This window comes from Janthinobacterium sp. BJB304 (genome assembly GCF_002735765.1).
Classification (GTDB): domain Bacteria; phylum Pseudomonadota; class Gammaproteobacteria; order Burkholderiales; family Burkholderiaceae_D; genus Janthinobacterium.
In genome coordinates, this window is the sequence record NZ_PDZN01000010.1 from 207,042 (window position 1) to 221,721 (window position 14,680).

Consider the following 14,680-nt stretch of genomic DNA (forward strand, 5'->3'; position numbering starts at 1 on the left):
TCCCTCCCCTCTATAAGGCCAGGTTAAGTTTTTCTGGCTACACTGCCCGCGCGCGCACCTGCGCGCGGCTTCTCCTATTTCCACCCGGTCCCCGTACATGCAAAGAGTCTGGTTCAACAAAACATTTTCCTCGGTCGGCACGGCGATGCGCCTGATCCGCGAAGCCGACAGCGCCGCCACTGGCGGTGCGCCGCGCTATCACATCGTATGCAGCAATACGAATGCGCATGCGGCCGCCTTTTTGTCGGCGCACGAATACGCGGTCGAACCGTCAGGCCTGACGGGCCACAACTATGTCGAGTGGTGCCTGGAATTTTGCCGCGACCGGGGCATCACGATTTTCTGGCCCGGCAAGGAAGCTGGCCTGATCGGCAGCGCCAGCGCGCGCTTCGCCGCCATCGGCACGCGCGTGCTCAGCGTGGCCAGCGAAGACACCCTGACCCTGATGCATGACAAGGCGCGCTTCTGCGAGGGCCTCGACCTGCCCATGGCGCGCCCGGCCGACTACCGCGCCGTGACCACCATCGCGGAATACGACGCCGCCTACGCCGAACTGCGCCCGCTGCACCGCAAGCTGTGCATCAAACCGTCCGAATCCGTGTATGCCCTGGGCTTTGCCATCCTCGATGAAGAACGCACCAGCGCCCAGCTGCTGCTGGCCGGCGCCGCCTACCAGATCAATGCGCAGGAGCTGCGCGCGGGCCTGGCGCAGATGGCATCGTTCAAGACCCTGCTGCTGATGGAATACCTCGATGGCCACGAATACAGCGCCGACTGCGTCGCCGACCAGGGCAAGCTCATTTGCGCCGTGCCGCGCAAGAAGCTGCATGGGGGCGGCAGCGGCCAGCTGATCGAACTGCGCGCCGACCTGCTGGCGGCCTGCGACAAACTGGCGCGCGACTACCGGCTCAATGGCGTGTTCAACATCCAGTTCCGCGAAGGGGCGAATGGCCTGGCGCTGCTGGAAATCAACCCGCGCATGTCGGGCGGCATCGGCATGGCATGCGCGGCCGGCCCCAACCTGCCCTACCTGGCGCTGGCCGGCTTCGACCAGGGTTTCGACAAGCTCACCGTGCCCGCCATCCGCGATGGCATGCGCGTGGGCGAAGCCGCCTATGCCGTGGAGCTGCCATGAACCTCGTCAAGCAGCAAATGCCCACGGGCGAGCTGACCCTGAAAGTGGACGAGGCGCGCTTTCCGCTGGACTGGCTGATCGGCTTTGCCGCGCGCGCCAACGCCAAACGCGGCTTTTTGTTCCTCTCGAAGGTGCTGGGCAAGCACTGGCCCGTTACGCCGCGCGCCATGCAAGCCATCCACGACGACCTGGCCGCGCAGATTCCCCCCAGCCTGCCCGGCCCCGTCGTCTTCATCGCCATGGCGGAAACGGCCGTCGGCCTGGGCCAGGGCGTGTTCGAGGCCTGGCTGCGCGCCAACCCCGGCTCTTCCTGCAAGGCTCTGTTTTTGCACAGCTCGCGCTACCGCGTGGGCACGGTGCCCTTCTTCGAATTCGAGGAATCGCACAGCCACGCGCCGCGCCAGTTTTTGCATCTGTCCGACGCGGCCAGCGCCCTGTTTTCCACGGCCCGCAGCCTGGTGCTGATCGACGATGAAGCGTCGACCGGCAACACCTTCGCCAACCTGGTGCAAGTGTGCCGCGCGCGCTATCCGCAACTGGAAAAGCTGCACCTGGGCGTGATCACCAACTTCATGGGCCAAGCCGCCAACGCGGGCTTGAGTGAGCGTTTCGGCCTGCCCACGACCATCGGCGCGGCGCTCTCCGGCCATTACGCCTTCCAGGCCGGCGCTGCGCCAGCCCCCGTGGCGGCCAGCGCGCAGCGCTTCGAGGCGAACGCGGAACGGGGTGCCAGCCCCGCCTTCGGGCGCATCGGCGTGGGCCGCGCCCTGGCGCCGCCGCAGGGCCTGGCGGTGCAGCTGGCGCAGGAAATCGGCGCCGGCGATTCCGTGCTGGTGCTGGGCACGGGCGAATTCATGCACCCGTCGTTTTTGCTGGCGCGCGAACTCGAAGCGCTGGGCAAGAACGTCGTGGTGCAGTCGACCACGCGCTCGCCCATTTTGTCGTGGGGCTCGGTCGGCCATATCGTCCACTGCGACGACAACTACGGCGAAGGCATCGCCAACTACCTGTACAACGTGGCGCCGGGCCAGTACCAGCACGTATTCATCTGCCATGAAACCCCGGCCAGCCCCGCCCTCATGCAACTCGCCGGCCAATTGAACGGCCGCCTGTTCCACTTTCAGTCAGAGACCAAAATTGAAGAAATTCCTGTTTGTTGATCTGGACGACACACTGTTCCAGACCCCGAAAAAATGCCCCGGCGAGACCGATTTGCAAGCGGCCGCCTATTTGAAAAATGGCGACGCCTGCTCGTTTACGACGGCGCGCCAGCGCGCCTTCTTTGAATTCGCGCAAAGCGGCATGACATTGATCCCCGCCACGGCGAGGAATGGCGACGCCTTCCGCCGTGTCGACCTGCCGTTTACCAGCTACAGCGTGCTCGATTACGGCGGCATCGTGCTGCAGCCGGGCGGCGCGCTCGACGCTGGCTGGCTGTCCCTGATGCAGAACGACATGCAGACGGCCTTGCCAGGCCTGCGGGACGCCATGCGCATCATCGACGATTTCCAGGCCAGGACGGGCATGCCTTCGCGCGTGCGCCTGATCGAAGACTACAACACGCCGTTCTACATCGTCGTCAAGGACCATGAAGCGCGCGGCGAGCGCCTGGCCGACATCGAAGAGCAGGTGCTGCAGCAGTGGATCGCAACCGAAGGTTCGGACTACTTCATCCACCGCAACGGCAACAACCTGGCCGTGCTGCCGAAGACCTTGAACAAGGCGCGCGCCGTGGCTTACCTGCGCGCGGAACTCGAAGCCGAACACGGCCCCATCGTCAGCTTCGGCATGGGCGACAGCCGTTCGGACGCCCGCTTCATGGCCGCCTGCGACTACGCCATCATCCCCAACGGCACCCAGCTGGCGGCACTCACGGTGGCGGCGCTATGACCGACAGCACGCAGCATTTCAGCGGCAGCTACCGCCAGGAAGACGTGGAGTTTCTGTTGACGCCGATGGCGCTCGAACCGATTCTCGATTTGGCAGAAAAAGAACGCTTGATCCAGTCGGGCCAGCGCCACTACAGCGAGATGCTGTCGCCGGAGTCCCTGCCTTCGCCCGCCTACCTGGCCCTGTTCCAGAGCGCGTTCGCAGCCAACCGCCTGCAGATGGCGCGCGACTGCCTGCGCCTGGCCGCCCTGATCGCGGCGCGCCGCACTGGCCCCATCACGCTGGTGTCGCTGGCGCGCGCCGGCACGCCCGTGGGCGTCATCTTGGGCCACTTGCTGCGCCAGGTCTTCCAGCGCGAGTGCAGCCATTATTCCGTCTCCATCATCCGCGACCGCGGCATCGACGCGAACGCCCTGCACCACATCCTGGCGCAGGGCCATGCGGCCGACTCCATCGTCTTCGTCGACGGCTGGACGGGCAAGGGCGTGATTTCGCGCGAGCTGCGCCAGACCGTCCACGCTTTCAACGCCGCCAATGGCACGGCGATCGACGGCGGCCTGTTCGTGCTGTCCGACCTGGCCGGCACGGCCGCCTGCGCAGCCTCGTCGGGCGACTACCTGATCCCGTCGAGCATCTTGAACGCCACCGTCTCGGGCCTGGTCAGCCGCTCCGTCCTCAATGAAGCCATCGGTCCGGACGACTTCCACGGCTGCGTGTATTACGCGCAGTTCGAACAGCACGACCAGTCGCGCGCTTTCGCCGACGGTCTGGTGGCCGACGCCATGGCGATTGCCGCCAGCAGCGGCATTCCGCTGGCCGAAGCGAGCGACGCGCCAGCCATGGCGGCCCGCTCGCAAGCCTACATGGCCGCCGCGCAGCAGGAATACGGCATCAGCGACATCAACCTGATCAAGCCAGGCATCGGCGAAGCGACGCGCGTGCTGCTGCGCCGCGTGCCCGAGCGCCTGATCGTGCGCGACACGAATGCGCCGGACGTGGCACATTTGCTGCTTCTGGCGCAGGAAAAAGCCATACCCGTCATAGTAGAACCGGCGCTGCCTTACCAGGCGGTCGCCCTTATCAGGAGCGCAGTCGATGGATAACAACTCCCTACACCCGCAAAGCGAACATAAAGCGGCGCTGGGCGCCTCCATGTACGTGCCGACTACGCACAAGGACTTGCTGGCGATCGCCAATGGCGACAAATTCAGCCATTTGCGCTCGGTCATCCTTTGCACCGAAGACGCCATCGCCGAGCGCGACCTCAGTTACGCGCTGTTCAACCTGTCGCTGGCGCTGCAAAACATGGCCGACGAATCGGACACCTTGCGCTTCGTGCGCGTGCGTAATCTCGAGGTGCTGTCACGCGTGCTGGCCATGCCGGGCGCCGACAAATTGAGCGGCTTCGTGCTGCCGAAATCCACGCGCCACAATTTCGCCACGTATTTCGACCTCGTGCGCCACACGCATCATTTGCTGATGCCGACCCTGGAAACGGCGGAAGTGTTCGACGACGAGGAAATGAAGCAGTTCCGCCTCATCCTGTCGGCGCCGGAAGTGCGGCGCCGCATCCTGGCCCTGCGCATCGGCGGCAACGATTTATTGGCCCTGCTGGGCCTGCGCCGCCCCACCAGCGGCACCATCTACCAGACGCCGCTGGGCCAGGTCATCGGCCGCCTGGTCACCATCTTCAAGCCGCACGGCTTCCAGCTGACGGCGCCCGTCTTCGAGCACCTGTCGCAGGGCAGCTGGCTCGATGCCGAAGTGGCGCAGGACATGGCGCACGGCATGATCGCCAAGACGGCCATCCACCCGGACCAGGTGCCGCAGATCGAGCGCCACTACCAGGTGGCGCAGTCGGACATCGAACTGGCGCTGCGCATCATCGACCCGGACAGCCCGGCCGTGTTCCGCATGCAGGAATCGATGTGCGAAGTGGCCACGCACAGCAGCTGGGCCCTGCGCATCATCGAGCAGGCGCGCCTGTTCGGCATCCGCCATGCGGCCGACAACGCCGCCGCGCACCTGCCGACTATCTCATTGACTCAACTCTCAAGCGACGAAGGGATTGCACGACCATGACCAATTTCACACGCGGACAAAAAGGCAAACTGGCTGACCTGGGCTTGAATGGCCCGTTTGCCGTCACGCTCGATATCGTTTCGGGCTCGATGGAAGTGGACGTCAGCTGCTTCGGCGTCGATGCGGCCGGCAAGCTGTCGGACGACCGCTACATGGTGTTCTACAACCAGAAAAGCGCGCCGGACAACGCCGTCACGGTGGAGCTGAACGGTCCCCGCTCCACCTTCCAGGTCGACCTTTCCCGCCTGCCCGCCTCGATCGACAAGCTGGTCTTCACGGCCGCGACGGAACAGGGCAGCATGCGCGCGCTGGGCAACTCCAGCATGGCACTGGGCCAGGCCGCCACGTTTGCCTTCACGGGCAATGACTTCCAGGATGAGAAAGCCGTCATTATCGGCGAACTGTATCGCCGCGACGGCAGCTGGCGCTTCGGCGCCGTGGGCCAGGGTTTCGCGGGCGGCCTGGCGGCGCTGCTGAAGCACTTCGGCGGCAGCGAGGCAGCGCAATCCTCTCCGTCGCCGGCTCCCGTGCCTGCGCCGGCGCCAGCGGCCCCGCCAGCGGCGAATAAAATCTCGCTCTCAAAAATTCGCCTGGAAAAGCGCGGCGACAAGATCTCGCTCGACAAGCGCGACAGCGGCGGCTATGGCCGCATCCGGGTCAATCTGAACTGGAACCAGAACGCGTCGCAAGGCCAGGCGCCCGCCTCAAAACTGGACACGGGCTTCCTCGGCAAGCTGTTCAACAAGCCGGCCGGCCGTTCGGGCGGCATCGACCTCGATATCGGCTGCCTGTTCGAGATGAGCAATGGCAGCAAGAGCGCCGTGCAGGCGCTGGGCAACAGCTGGGGCGCGTATGACAGGCCACCGTACATCCACCTGGAAGGCGACGACCGCACGGGCAGCGTCAGCAGCGGTGAAAACATCTTCATCAACGGCACCCATTTCGACCAGATCAAGCGCGTGCTCGTGTACGCCTTCATCTACGAAGGCGTGCCGAACTGGGCCGCCACGGATGGCGTCGTGACGATCGAGATTCCCGGCCAGCCGACCGTGGAAGTACGCCTCGACACAGACAGCCCGCACGCCATGTGCGCCATCGCCATGCTGGAAAACCACGGCGGCAACCTGCAGGTGACAAAATTGGTGGAATACTTCGGCGGCCAAGGTAAAATCACGGCGCACCAGGCCATGGACGAGCGATACAATTTTGGCCTGAACTGGAAAGCCGGCCGGAAAGACTAACTCTTTCTCCAACTAAACAATTCACCCCTTAACATGACCCCTACGACCAAAAAAGTCACCTTCGCCTTCGCCATCTTCCTCGTGGCCGGCTTCCTGCTGCTGGCCGCCTACACGTGGATGGCCCTGAGCTTCTCGTACTCGGAAGGCGAACGGGCGGGCTACCTGCAAAAGTTCTCCAAGCGGGGCTGGATCTGCAAGACGTGGGAAGGTGAATTGCTGCTGACGGCGCTGCCGGGCACCATCCCGGAAAAATTCCAGTTCAGCGTGCGCGACGAGGAAGTGGCGAAGCAGCTGTCGGCCGCCGCCGGCAAGCGCATCCTCGTCACCTACAGCCAGCACAAGGGCGTGCCCACGCAATGCTTCGGCGAGACGGAATATTTTGCCGATAAAGTCGTCCTGAGTCAGTAATACAGACAGCAATACCACAGCAAGTCCAGCAACTTCAGCAGCATCGCGCCGGCCAGCCATACTCGCGTCGGCGCCCCTCCCCGCTCTCCAGCCGCATGGCGCGCCTCACACATTCCCGCTTTCTTATACACTCGCAATTAGTTCTGACTGGAACTGTTCATTGCTGTAGTAAAAACACACAATGCTTGCGCTAGCGCAGTACGTCCAGCCAGCCCACCATTAGCGTGTATCACCACTATCGGAAATACCATGCGCATATGCCCCGCCGCCCTGGCCTTGCTGGCCGCCTCGCTTCCCTTGTCCGCCCAGGCACAGGATATCTCCGGCATGGCCGGCGCCCTGAAAGTGAACTCGACCAACGAGCGTACCTTTGTGGCGGCCATCAGCTACACGCAGCCGGTGGGCAACTACAATGCCGTCAGCCTGTCGTACATCAATGAAGGCCACCCGGAAGACCATCACCGCGACGGCATGGCGGGCCAGGTCTGGCTGCGCACGAAAAAAGTGGAGCAGGGCCTGATGCTGGGCGCCGGCGCGGGCCGCTACTTTTTCTTCGACACGGCCAAGACCGACGACGGCCTGCACAACTTCGACAATGACCACGGCTGGGGCTCCATCGTCAGCCTGCAGGCGCGCTGGCAGTTCGACAACCGCTGGTATGCGCAAGCGCAGCTCAACCGCATCCGGGCCAGCGGCAAGGACAACACCACGCACCTGCTGATCGGCGCCGGCTACCGCTATGACGGCGTGCCGGGCGCCAAGCTGCACTTGCAGAACTGGGCGCACGACGACACCTTGACCTTATCGACCGGCCACACCATCGTCAACAGCTTGCGCTCGGAGTCCTCGCGCCCGTTCACCCTGGAATACCGGCGCGCGGCAGGAAAATACGTGGACTGGACGGTCACAGCCCTCGACGAAGGCAACACCGACCTGGCGCACCGCCGCGGCATCGCCGCCCAGCTGTGGCTGATCCGCTCACTGAATGAAAAGGTGGAATTCGGCATGGGTGGCGGGCCCTACGTGGCGTGGGACGGCCGCGACACCCAGGGCCACAGCACGCGCCTGACGGGCTTGCTGTCGGCCGTGGCCCGCTACCACGTCGACCGCCGCTGGGTGACGCACGTGGCGTGGAACCGGGTCATCACCGATTATCACCGCGATGCGGATGTCATTTTGGTGGGGGTAGGACGGAAGTTCTGATGGAAAAACGTAAAAAATCTTGCTCTTCCGCTAAAGTAACGATACCGAACAAAACCGTAGCGAGCGGCAGTGATTTGTGGCTGAGACGCGCAACCGTACTTTAGTACGGGGGCGCCGAGCCGGTGAGCATCGCCAGCCGCAAAGCGCGCCGCGCAGTAGGTTTGGTTCGATATCTTGCCTAGCGCGAACGCCAGACTGCACCGGCCGACTCGTTAGGCTGCGTCAGCCGCTCGATCACTTCGCGCGTCAGACTGGCCGAACTCACCTGTTCGGCTTTCGCACGGGCGGCGGTCAATGAACTGGAAAACGCGCTTTGCGGCTGCTCCAGGCTGGCGCGCAGGGCGGCCAGTTCGCGCTCCTGCTGCTGAGCGCGGGACGTATCGCGTTCCAGCAACTGCTGTTTGGCGGCCGCCATCGCGCGCGTCGTCTCGGCCGCCTTGCGCTGCAGGGCGGCATGGGCCTGGGCGCTGGCCAGCAAGGCTTGCTGCGCGTCGAGTTTCTCGCTGGCGGCCTGCTGCGCAGCCAGTTCCAGCTGCTCGCGCTGGCGTACGGCTTCCAGCGCCTGCTGTTCCATGGCGGCGCGCGCTTCGGCTGCCGCCGTCGCCTGTTTTTCCGCTTCCAGGCGGCCGGCGATCGCTTGCGAGGCACGCTCTTCGGCGCTGCTGGTCTGACGCTGCTGCACCAGTTTTTGCGCGATCAGCGCCAGCGACTCGCGTTCGGCCGCGACGAAATCGCGCTCGGACGCCAGCAGCGCTTCGGCAGCTTGCGCCTTGTCTTCCTCCACGCGGGCGCGCTCGCTATGCACTTGTCCCAGTTCCACGGCCAGGCGCGCCTGCGCCTGCACGGCTTGCGCGGCAGCGGCCTTTTTTTCGCCCTCGACCAGCGCCTGGTCCATCAGGATGCGAATGGCATCGGCTTCCTTTTGCGCCGCTTCCCGCAAAGCCTGCTCGGCCGCCTGCTGGCCGCGCAGCAGTTCCGCTTGTGCGCCTTCGGCGGCGATGCGCTCCTGCGCCGCGTTGCACGCCAGCGCTTCCGCTTCCAGTTTTTCTTTCAAGGCGGCGATGGCGGCCTGTTCGGCGACCAGGCGTTCCTGTTCCGCCTGCAGCAGCTGCTCTGCCTGGCGAGCTTTTTCCTGTGCCAGTTGCGCTGCCTGTTCCTGCGCGGCCAGTGTCGCCTTGCCGGCATCGACCTCGGCCTGCTCGGCTTCATTCTGGCTGGCGGCCAGTTCTGCCGCCTGGCGCGCCAGTTCGGCGCGTTCCTGCGCCAGACTGGCGGCGCGCTGCTGCTCTTCCAGTTCGCGGGCCGCTGCCACGGCCGCTGCCTGCTCGGCCGCTTCGCGGGCCTTGGTTTCTTCAAGGGCCGCCGTTTCCGCTTCCAGCTTGGCGTGGCCGGCGATTTCCGCATCCTGTTCGGCGGTCACGCGGGCCAGCGCCACGGCGCGCAGCTGGCGGTCCACCTCGATGCGCGCCTCGGTGGCGGCCAGGATGCGCACATCGGCGTCGCGGCGCGCCTGCGCGCTGGCCACGGCGACCATTTCCAGGCGCTCGCGGTGGATGGCCGCGTCGCGCAACTCCTTTTCCGTCTGCAGGCGCAAACGCAGCGACTGCGCCGCATGGCGTTCCGATTCCGCCTGCGCCAGGGCGATGGCTTCGCGTTCCTGTTCCAGGTGCGCCAGCGCGCGCGCTTCTTCCAGGGCGCGCACTTCGGCGGCGGCCCGGTTGAAGGCCGATTCCAGCGCGATCTGGTCGGCGCGCTCGCGCTGCACCGTCAAATCGAGCGCTTCGCTTTCCGCTTCGGCCAGCATCTGCGCCGTCTGGCGCGCACCGTGCGCATGGCGCTCGCGTTCACGGGCCAGCACGGCGACACGGGCGTCGGCCGAGGCGATGCCCACCATTTCTTCCTTGGCCGCCTGCACGGCGGCGACGCGCTCGACGGCCTGCAGGCGCGCCTGCTCCGTCTGCACCTGCAATTCTTCGGCGGCGCGGGCAGCCTGCTCGGCCAGTTCCGACTGCACCGCCACCTGCTCACTGGCGCGCAAGCGGCTTTCCTGCTCGGCGCGGGCGCGCTGTTCCGCAGCCAGGCGGATTTCATTGTCGGACTCCACGCGGGCGCGCAGTTCGGCCGTCTCCTGCTTGACGGCTTCCAGGCGGGCCACGCTGGCCTGCGCGGCGGCGCGCATGGTGTCGAGACGTTCGCGGTTGGCGGCGATCGCTTCCTCGGCTGCCTGCGCATTTTGCTGCGCGGCGGCGGCGGCGGCCGCGTCGATGGCGGCGCGGTCCTCGGCCAGCGAGCGCACGCGCGCCTCGGCCAGGGCCCGGCTTTCGGCGGCGCAGGTGGCCTTCGCTTCCGCTTCCACGCGGGCGATCGCCTCGTGGATGGCCTTCAATTCCATTTTCTGGCGTTCGACGGCAGGCGCCTTGGTATCGGCTTCGGCTGCCGGCTCGGCTTGCGGCTCGGGCATAGGAGTGGCAGGAGCGGCTGGAACCGGCGCTGGCGCCTCCGCCTTGCGCTCCAGGTCCTTGAAATCATGCAGCGAAACGATGCTGTCCTGGTCGAACTCGTCGTCGGCGGAATACGCGACGGTGAGGGAGGCGGCCTGGCGCTGATTTTGCTGTGCTTGCATGATTTCTCGCTTATTCGGGTGAATTCCGTTGCTTATGGGAATTTATTACCACCATTATCGAACAGGCATGCACAAATCAGCGCGGCAAGAAGAGCCTGTTTTACCGCCCTTTTCATCATTTCACCAATCAAACCTACTGCGCGTCGCGCTTTGCGGCCGGCGATGCTCACTGGGCGTCAGCCCAGTTGCGCTTCTCGACCACAAATCACTGCCGCTCGCTACGGTTTTATTGGCAAAATACTCATTCAGATGGGCCAGAGGGGCGCCTCATCCATCAAGGCCACCTGCTCCCTGAGTTCCAGGATGCGGTCCTGCCAGTAGCGCTGCGTGTTGAACCACGGGAAGGCGACGGGGAAGGCGGGGTCGTCCCAGCGGCGCGCCAGCCAGGCCGAATAATGGATCAGGCGCAGGGTGCGCAGCGCTTCGACCAGGTACAGCTGACGCGGGTCGAAATCGCAGAAATCTTCGTAGCCGGCCAGGATGTCGCTCATCTGGCGCACCTGGTCGCCGCGTTCGCCCGACAGCATCATCCACAGGTCCTGGATGGCCGGGCCCATGCGGCTATCGTCGAAATCGACGAAATGGGGGCCGGCGTCCGTCCACAGCACGTTGCCGCCATGGCAGTCGCCATGCGTGCGCAGCACGGCCACGTCGCCCGCGCGGTCATAGCAGCGCTTGACGCCGTCGAGCGCCTGCTGCGCCACGCTGGAATACGCGGCCAGCAGCTCGGGCGGCAGGAAGTTACCATCCAGCAAGAACTCGCGCGGTTCGACGCCGAACGTCTGGTGATCGAGCGCCGGGCGTTCCTTGTACGTGGACAGCGCGCCGACGGCGTGGATGCGGCCAATGAAGCGCCCTATCCATTCCAGGGTCGCCGGGTCGTCCAGCTCGGGCGCGCGGCCGCCGTGGCGGGGGAAGACGGCAAAGCGGAAGCCCTGGTACCGGTGCAGGGTGCTGCCGTTGATCGCCAGCGCCGGCACCACCTGGATTTCGCGCTCGACCAGCTCGGACACGAACGCGTGTTCTTCCAGGATGGCTGCATCGCTCCAGCGCTCAGGGCGGTAAAACTTGACCACCAGCGGCGCGCTGTCCTCGATGCCCACCTGGTAGACGCGGTTTTCATAGCTGTTCAGCGCCAGCAGGCGGCCATCGCCGCGCAAGCCCACGCTGTCGAGGGCGTCGAGCACGCAATCGGGGCTCAGGGCGGAAAAGGGATGGACGGGCCGGTCGTCCTCGTGCGGCTGGTTTTCATTGTGCATGAGCGACATTGTAAGGCGCGCGCGGGCCGCCGGTGCAAACACTTCGGTGATGAAGCGCCGCAAGGCGTATACTAACGCCTTACATTTCATCAAAGAGCAAGCCATGTCACTCGAACAGCCATTATCAGAAAAAGAATTCGACGAATTAGACCAATTCCTGTTGTCGGACCGGTGCTCCGAAGACGCCATGACCATGGATATGCTGCACGGCTATCTGACGGCCGTCGCCATCGGTCCGGAACCGATCATGCCGGCCGAGTGGTTGCCGCGCGTGTGGGGCGAAGATGCAGAGGATGCGCCGAAATTCAAGAACAGCAAGGAAGAAGAGCGCATCGTCAACCTGATCATGCGCTTCATGAACGAAGTGCTGGTGACGTTTGAAGTGGCACCCAAGGAATTCGAAGCCCTGTTCGTCGAACACGACTACGAAGGCCAGACCCTGATCGACGCCGAAGCCTGGTGCTGGGGCTTCTGGGACGGCATGGAACTGCGTCCCGGTTCGTGGAACGAAATCTGGGATTCCGAAGTGGCCGAACTGATGCAGCCGATCTACCTGCTGGGCGCCGACGAAATCAAGGAAGAAGAGCTGAAACTGGTGGAAGACCCGGTCAAGGCGCACAAGCTGGCGCAGGAACTGGAAGCGAACCTGCCGGCCATCCACCGTTTCTGGGTGCCGCGCCGCAAGGCTCCGGTGCAAACCCTGAAGCGCGAAGAGCCGAAAGTGGGCCGCAACGACGACTGTCCTTGCGGCAGCGGCAAGAAGTACAAGAAATGCTGCGGCGCCGAGCCGGCAGCCGAGTAATACCTTCGCTTTACCCTGCGCCGGGCACTGTCCCGGCGTAGTTCTTTCCCTCGCAGCCCTCTCCCTCGCCGCCCCATTCGCTCGCTGCCACTGTTGTTGGCACGCGATTGCGCCAGCTTTTTCACTTGCCTATAATCAAGAATATTTCGAGCCTTCATATGTGCGGCAGGACAACGCATGCCAGACCGCTCCATGTCCTGGCCGGTCGTCGTCACATTATGAAACATCCAGCCTGTTTTGCTATTACTACGGGGAACTCAGTAGAAAATGAGTACGACAAAACGGATAGAAAACAAGTGCATGAACTGCGAATATACGTGGTTCCCAAGAGGGAAAGACCTATCAATAAAGTGCCCCAACTGCGGGAACCGCAATATTGGCTTCTCAAGTATAGGTCGCTCCGGCATGGGCTACGCCATGCGCAGGCTCCTCTCCAAGAGCCTGATGATTCTCGGCGTTGTTATCATCGGCTTTGTGGCGTTCGGTCCACGAACGGAAAAGGAAGCCTCCTCGGCAAAGAGCCTGGCTACAGAAACAGAGCCTGCTGCAAGCTTCACCGAGACACCTCCCCCGTCCGCCGCTCCACGTTTAAAGAATCTCATCGTGACGAACGAGGAAATGGCGCCGCCACAGGCAATCTCGGCTCAACCACTTCCCATGGCAGAAAATGAACGTGTTGTCACAGAGGATGAGCTAAAGCTATCCAAAAGTGTATTAGCAGAAAGTTTGCTGGCATTGCAGGCTTGTGACGACAGTATCGATGATGACGGCAAAAGCCGTTGCATCGCCCTGCAATGCGCCAAGGCGGAGCTGGCACCGACTCCGACATGCATGGATAGGCATGCAAAAGAGTAATTTCAGTAATTTTCCTGGCGTCTGTCCGGCCTTAAGATCGGCATTGCCACAGCAGAAAGCTCCTTGCTTGGCGCTATAATCGCCGCATGAAACTCCCAGACCTGAACCTGCTCGTCGCCCTCGACATCCTGCTCGAGGAAGGCAGCGCCGTGGCCGCCGCGCGGCGCATGAACCTGAGCGCGCCGGCCATGAGCCGCACCCTGGCGCGCATCCGCGACGCCATCGGCGACCCCGTCTTCGTGCGCTCCGGGCGCGGCCTGGCGCCCACCCCGCGCGCACTGGAATTGCGCGAACAGGTACGCGGCGTGGTGGAGCAGGCGCACGCCGTCTTCACATCCGGCCGTGAAATCGACCTGCGCACCTTGGAACGCACCTTCAGCCTGTGCGCCAACGACGTGTTTGTCGGCGCCTACGGCGGCAAGCTGCGCGACCTGCTGGCCAGCCATGCGCCGAACACGGTGCTGCGCTTCGTGCCCGAAGGCGATGGCGCCACGGAAAACGACGCCCTGCACGCGGGCCGCATCGACCTGTACATCAGCGCGCGGCGCGCCTTTGCGCCCGACATCAAGCTGCAGCTGCTGTTTAGCAGCGGCTTTGTCGGCATCGCCCGCAGCGACCATCCGATCTTCGACGGCCCCATGAACCTGGACAGCTTTACCGAGTACGAACATATCAGCGTGTCGCGGCGCGGCCTGGCGCGCGGCCCCTTCGACACGGCCCTGGCCGAGCGGGGCTACATGCGCCGCGTTTCGCTGATCACGCCCAATTTTCAGTCCGCCATCTTCGCCGTGGCCGATTCGCGCCTGCTGCTGCCCCTGATGCCCACGCCCCTGCTGCCCATCGTCGAGCGGCTGGGATTGAAGCTGCGCACCTTCGCGCTGCCTATTCCCGTCGACAACGTCGACGTATTCCAGGCCTGGCATCCGCGCCTCGACCACGACCACGCACACCGCTGGCTGCGCGCGACGATCAAGTCGCTGTGCGGCAGCGCGCCGGGCGCATAGGGGACCGAGTCAATCATTATTGCACCAGACGCAATCGAGACTTCATCAATTATCAATTATCACAAGATTGACGGCTACCTATACTGCGTGGACTGATTCTCATCCACGGAGTTCCCTGTGTCCGCTGTATTGCTTCCTGGCGCCATCCCGACGATGGCGCCGCCCCCCCCTTCACCGC

The 14,680-nt window shown here is 64.2% G+C and carries 13 protein-coding genes; 11 read left to right on the forward strand and 2 right to left on the reverse strand.

The annotated features are described in order from the left end of the window. The first annotated feature begins 97 nt into the window (after positions 1–97). The 8 genes from CSQ95_RS14380 to CSQ95_RS14415 all read left to right on the forward strand — a co-directional run bounded on the left by CSQ95_RS14380 (position 98) and on the right by CSQ95_RS14415 (position 7,959). Positions 98–1,135, forward strand: coding sequence for an ATP-grasp domain-containing protein (locus CSQ95_RS14380; RefSeq protein WP_099409981.1), 1,038 nt, complete (start codon positions 98–100; stop codon positions 1,133–1,135). After that, positions 1,132–2,295, forward strand: coding sequence for a phosphoribosyltransferase domain-containing protein (locus tag CSQ95_RS14385; RefSeq protein WP_099409982.1), 1,164 nt, complete (start codon positions 1,132–1,134; stop codon positions 2,293–2,295). Before CSQ95_RS14380 ends, CSQ95_RS14385 begins: the two co-directional genes overlap by 4 nt. Further along, entirely contained in the window at positions 2,273–3,025 is a 753-nt protein-coding gene (locus tag CSQ95_RS14390) for an HAD family hydrolase (protein ID WP_099409983.1), read from the forward strand. The genes CSQ95_RS14385 and CSQ95_RS14390 overlap by 23 nt, the downstream gene beginning before the upstream one ends. Continuing rightward, the gene (locus tag CSQ95_RS14395) at positions 3,022–4,128 is read left to right on the forward strand and encodes a cysteine protease StiP family protein (protein WP_099409984.1); all 1,107 of its coding nucleotides are present in this window, start codon (positions 3,022–3,024) and stop codon (positions 4,126–4,128) included. The genes CSQ95_RS14390 and CSQ95_RS14395 overlap by 4 nt, the downstream gene beginning before the upstream one ends. Then, the gene (locus tag CSQ95_RS14400) at positions 4,121–5,107 is read left to right on the forward strand and encodes an HpcH/HpaI aldolase/citrate lyase family protein (protein ID WP_099409985.1); all 987 of its coding nucleotides are present in this window, start codon (positions 4,121–4,123) and stop codon (positions 5,105–5,107) included. Before CSQ95_RS14395 ends, CSQ95_RS14400 begins: the two co-directional genes overlap by 8 nt. Then, entirely contained in the window at positions 5,104–6,348 is a 1,245-nt protein-coding gene (locus tag CSQ95_RS14405; protein ID WP_099409986.1) for a TerD family protein, read from the forward strand. Before CSQ95_RS14400 ends, CSQ95_RS14405 begins: the two co-directional genes overlap by 4 nt. A gap of 33 nt (positions 6,349–6,381) precedes the next feature. Next, positions 6,382–6,756 (forward strand): hypothetical protein, encoded by a 375-nt coding sequence (locus tag CSQ95_RS14410; RefSeq protein WP_070224711.1) that lies wholly within the window; start codon positions 6,382–6,384, stop codon positions 6,754–6,756. Between the two features lie 249 nt (positions 6,757–7,005). Then, on the forward strand, positions 7,006–7,959 hold the full coding sequence (locus tag CSQ95_RS14415) for a hypothetical protein (protein ID WP_099409987.1): 954 nt from the start codon (positions 7,006–7,008) through the stop codon (positions 7,957–7,959). Positions 7,960–8,137: 178 nt separating this feature from the next. Here CSQ95_RS14415 and CSQ95_RS14420 read toward each other — a convergent pair whose 3' ends face one another. Together CSQ95_RS14420 and CSQ95_RS14425 are read right to left on the reverse strand one after the other, a co-directional pair. Next, positions 8,138–10,582 (reverse strand): hypothetical protein, encoded by a 2,445-nt coding sequence (locus tag CSQ95_RS14420; protein ID WP_099409988.1) that lies wholly within the window; start codon positions 10,580–10,582, stop codon positions 8,138–8,140. Positions 10,583–10,827: 245 nt separating this feature from the next. After that, on the reverse strand, positions 10,828–11,841 hold the full coding sequence (locus CSQ95_RS14425; RefSeq protein WP_099410005.1) for a serine/threonine protein kinase: 1,014 nt from the start codon (positions 11,839–11,841) through the stop codon (positions 10,828–10,830). A gap of 103 nt (positions 11,842–11,944) precedes the next feature. Between CSQ95_RS14425 and CSQ95_RS14430 the strand changes: the two genes are divergently transcribed. From CSQ95_RS14430 to CSQ95_RS14440, 3 genes are all read left to right on the forward strand, one after another. Further along, positions 11,945–12,643, forward strand: a complete 699-nt coding sequence (locus tag CSQ95_RS14430) for a UPF0149 family protein (RefSeq protein WP_099410006.1) — start codon at positions 11,945–11,947, stop codon at positions 12,641–12,643. A 300-nt stretch (positions 12,644–12,943) separates the two neighbouring features. Then, a complete protein-coding gene (locus CSQ95_RS14435) occupies positions 12,944–13,498 on the forward strand; it encodes a hypothetical protein (protein ID WP_143449975.1) in 555 nt (184 codons plus the stop codon). 86 nt (positions 13,499–13,584) lie between these two features. Next, a complete protein-coding gene (locus tag CSQ95_RS14440; RefSeq protein ID WP_099409990.1) occupies positions 13,585–14,502 on the forward strand; it encodes a LysR family transcriptional regulator in 918 nt (305 codons plus the stop codon). Positions 14,503–14,680: the final 178 nt, after the last annotated feature.

What these genes read in the sequence shown, in the direction of transcription:
- CSQ95_RS14380 (WP_099409981.1), top strand. Translation starts at nt 98, where the DNA reads ATGCAAAGAGTCTGGTTCAACAAAACATTTTCCTCGGTCGGCACGGCG.
- CSQ95_RS14385 (WP_099409982.1), top strand. Translation starts at nt 1,132, where the DNA reads ATGAACCTCGTCAAGCAGCAAATGCCCACGGGCGAGCTGACCCTGAAA.
- CSQ95_RS14395 (WP_099409984.1), top strand. Translation starts at nt 3,022, where the DNA reads ATGACCGACAGCACGCAGCATTTCAGCGGCAGCTACCGCCAGGAAGAC.
- CSQ95_RS14400 (WP_099409985.1), top strand. Translation starts at nt 4,121, where the DNA reads ATGGATAACAACTCCCTACACCCGCAAAGCGAACATAAAGCGGCGCTG.
- CSQ95_RS14405 (WP_099409986.1), top strand. Translation starts at nt 5,104, where the DNA reads ATGACCAATTTCACACGCGGACAAAAAGGCAAACTGGCTGACCTGGGC.
- CSQ95_RS14410 (WP_070224711.1), top strand. Translation starts at nt 6,382, where the DNA reads ATGACCCCTACGACCAAAAAAGTCACCTTCGCCTTCGCCATCTTCCTC.
- CSQ95_RS14415 (WP_099409987.1), top strand. Translation starts at nt 7,006, where the DNA reads ATGCGCATATGCCCCGCCGCCCTGGCCTTGCTGGCCGCCTCGCTTCCC.
- CSQ95_RS14420 (WP_099409988.1), bottom strand. Translation starts at nt 10,582, where the DNA reads ATGCAAGCACAGCAAAATCAGCGCCAGGCCGCCTCCCTCACCGTCGCG.
- CSQ95_RS14425 (WP_099410005.1), bottom strand. Translation starts at nt 11,841, where the DNA reads ATGCACAATGAAAACCAGCCGCACGAGGACGACCGGCCCGTCCATCCC.
- CSQ95_RS14430 (WP_099410006.1), top strand. Translation starts at nt 11,945, where the DNA reads ATGTCACTCGAACAGCCATTATCAGAAAAAGAATTCGACGAATTAGAC.
- CSQ95_RS14435 (WP_143449975.1), top strand. Translation starts at nt 12,944, where the DNA reads ATGAACTGCGAATATACGTGGTTCCCAAGAGGGAAAGACCTATCAATA.
- CSQ95_RS14440 (WP_099409990.1), top strand. Translation starts at nt 13,585, where the DNA reads ATGAAACTCCCAGACCTGAACCTGCTCGTCGCCCTCGACATCCTGCTC.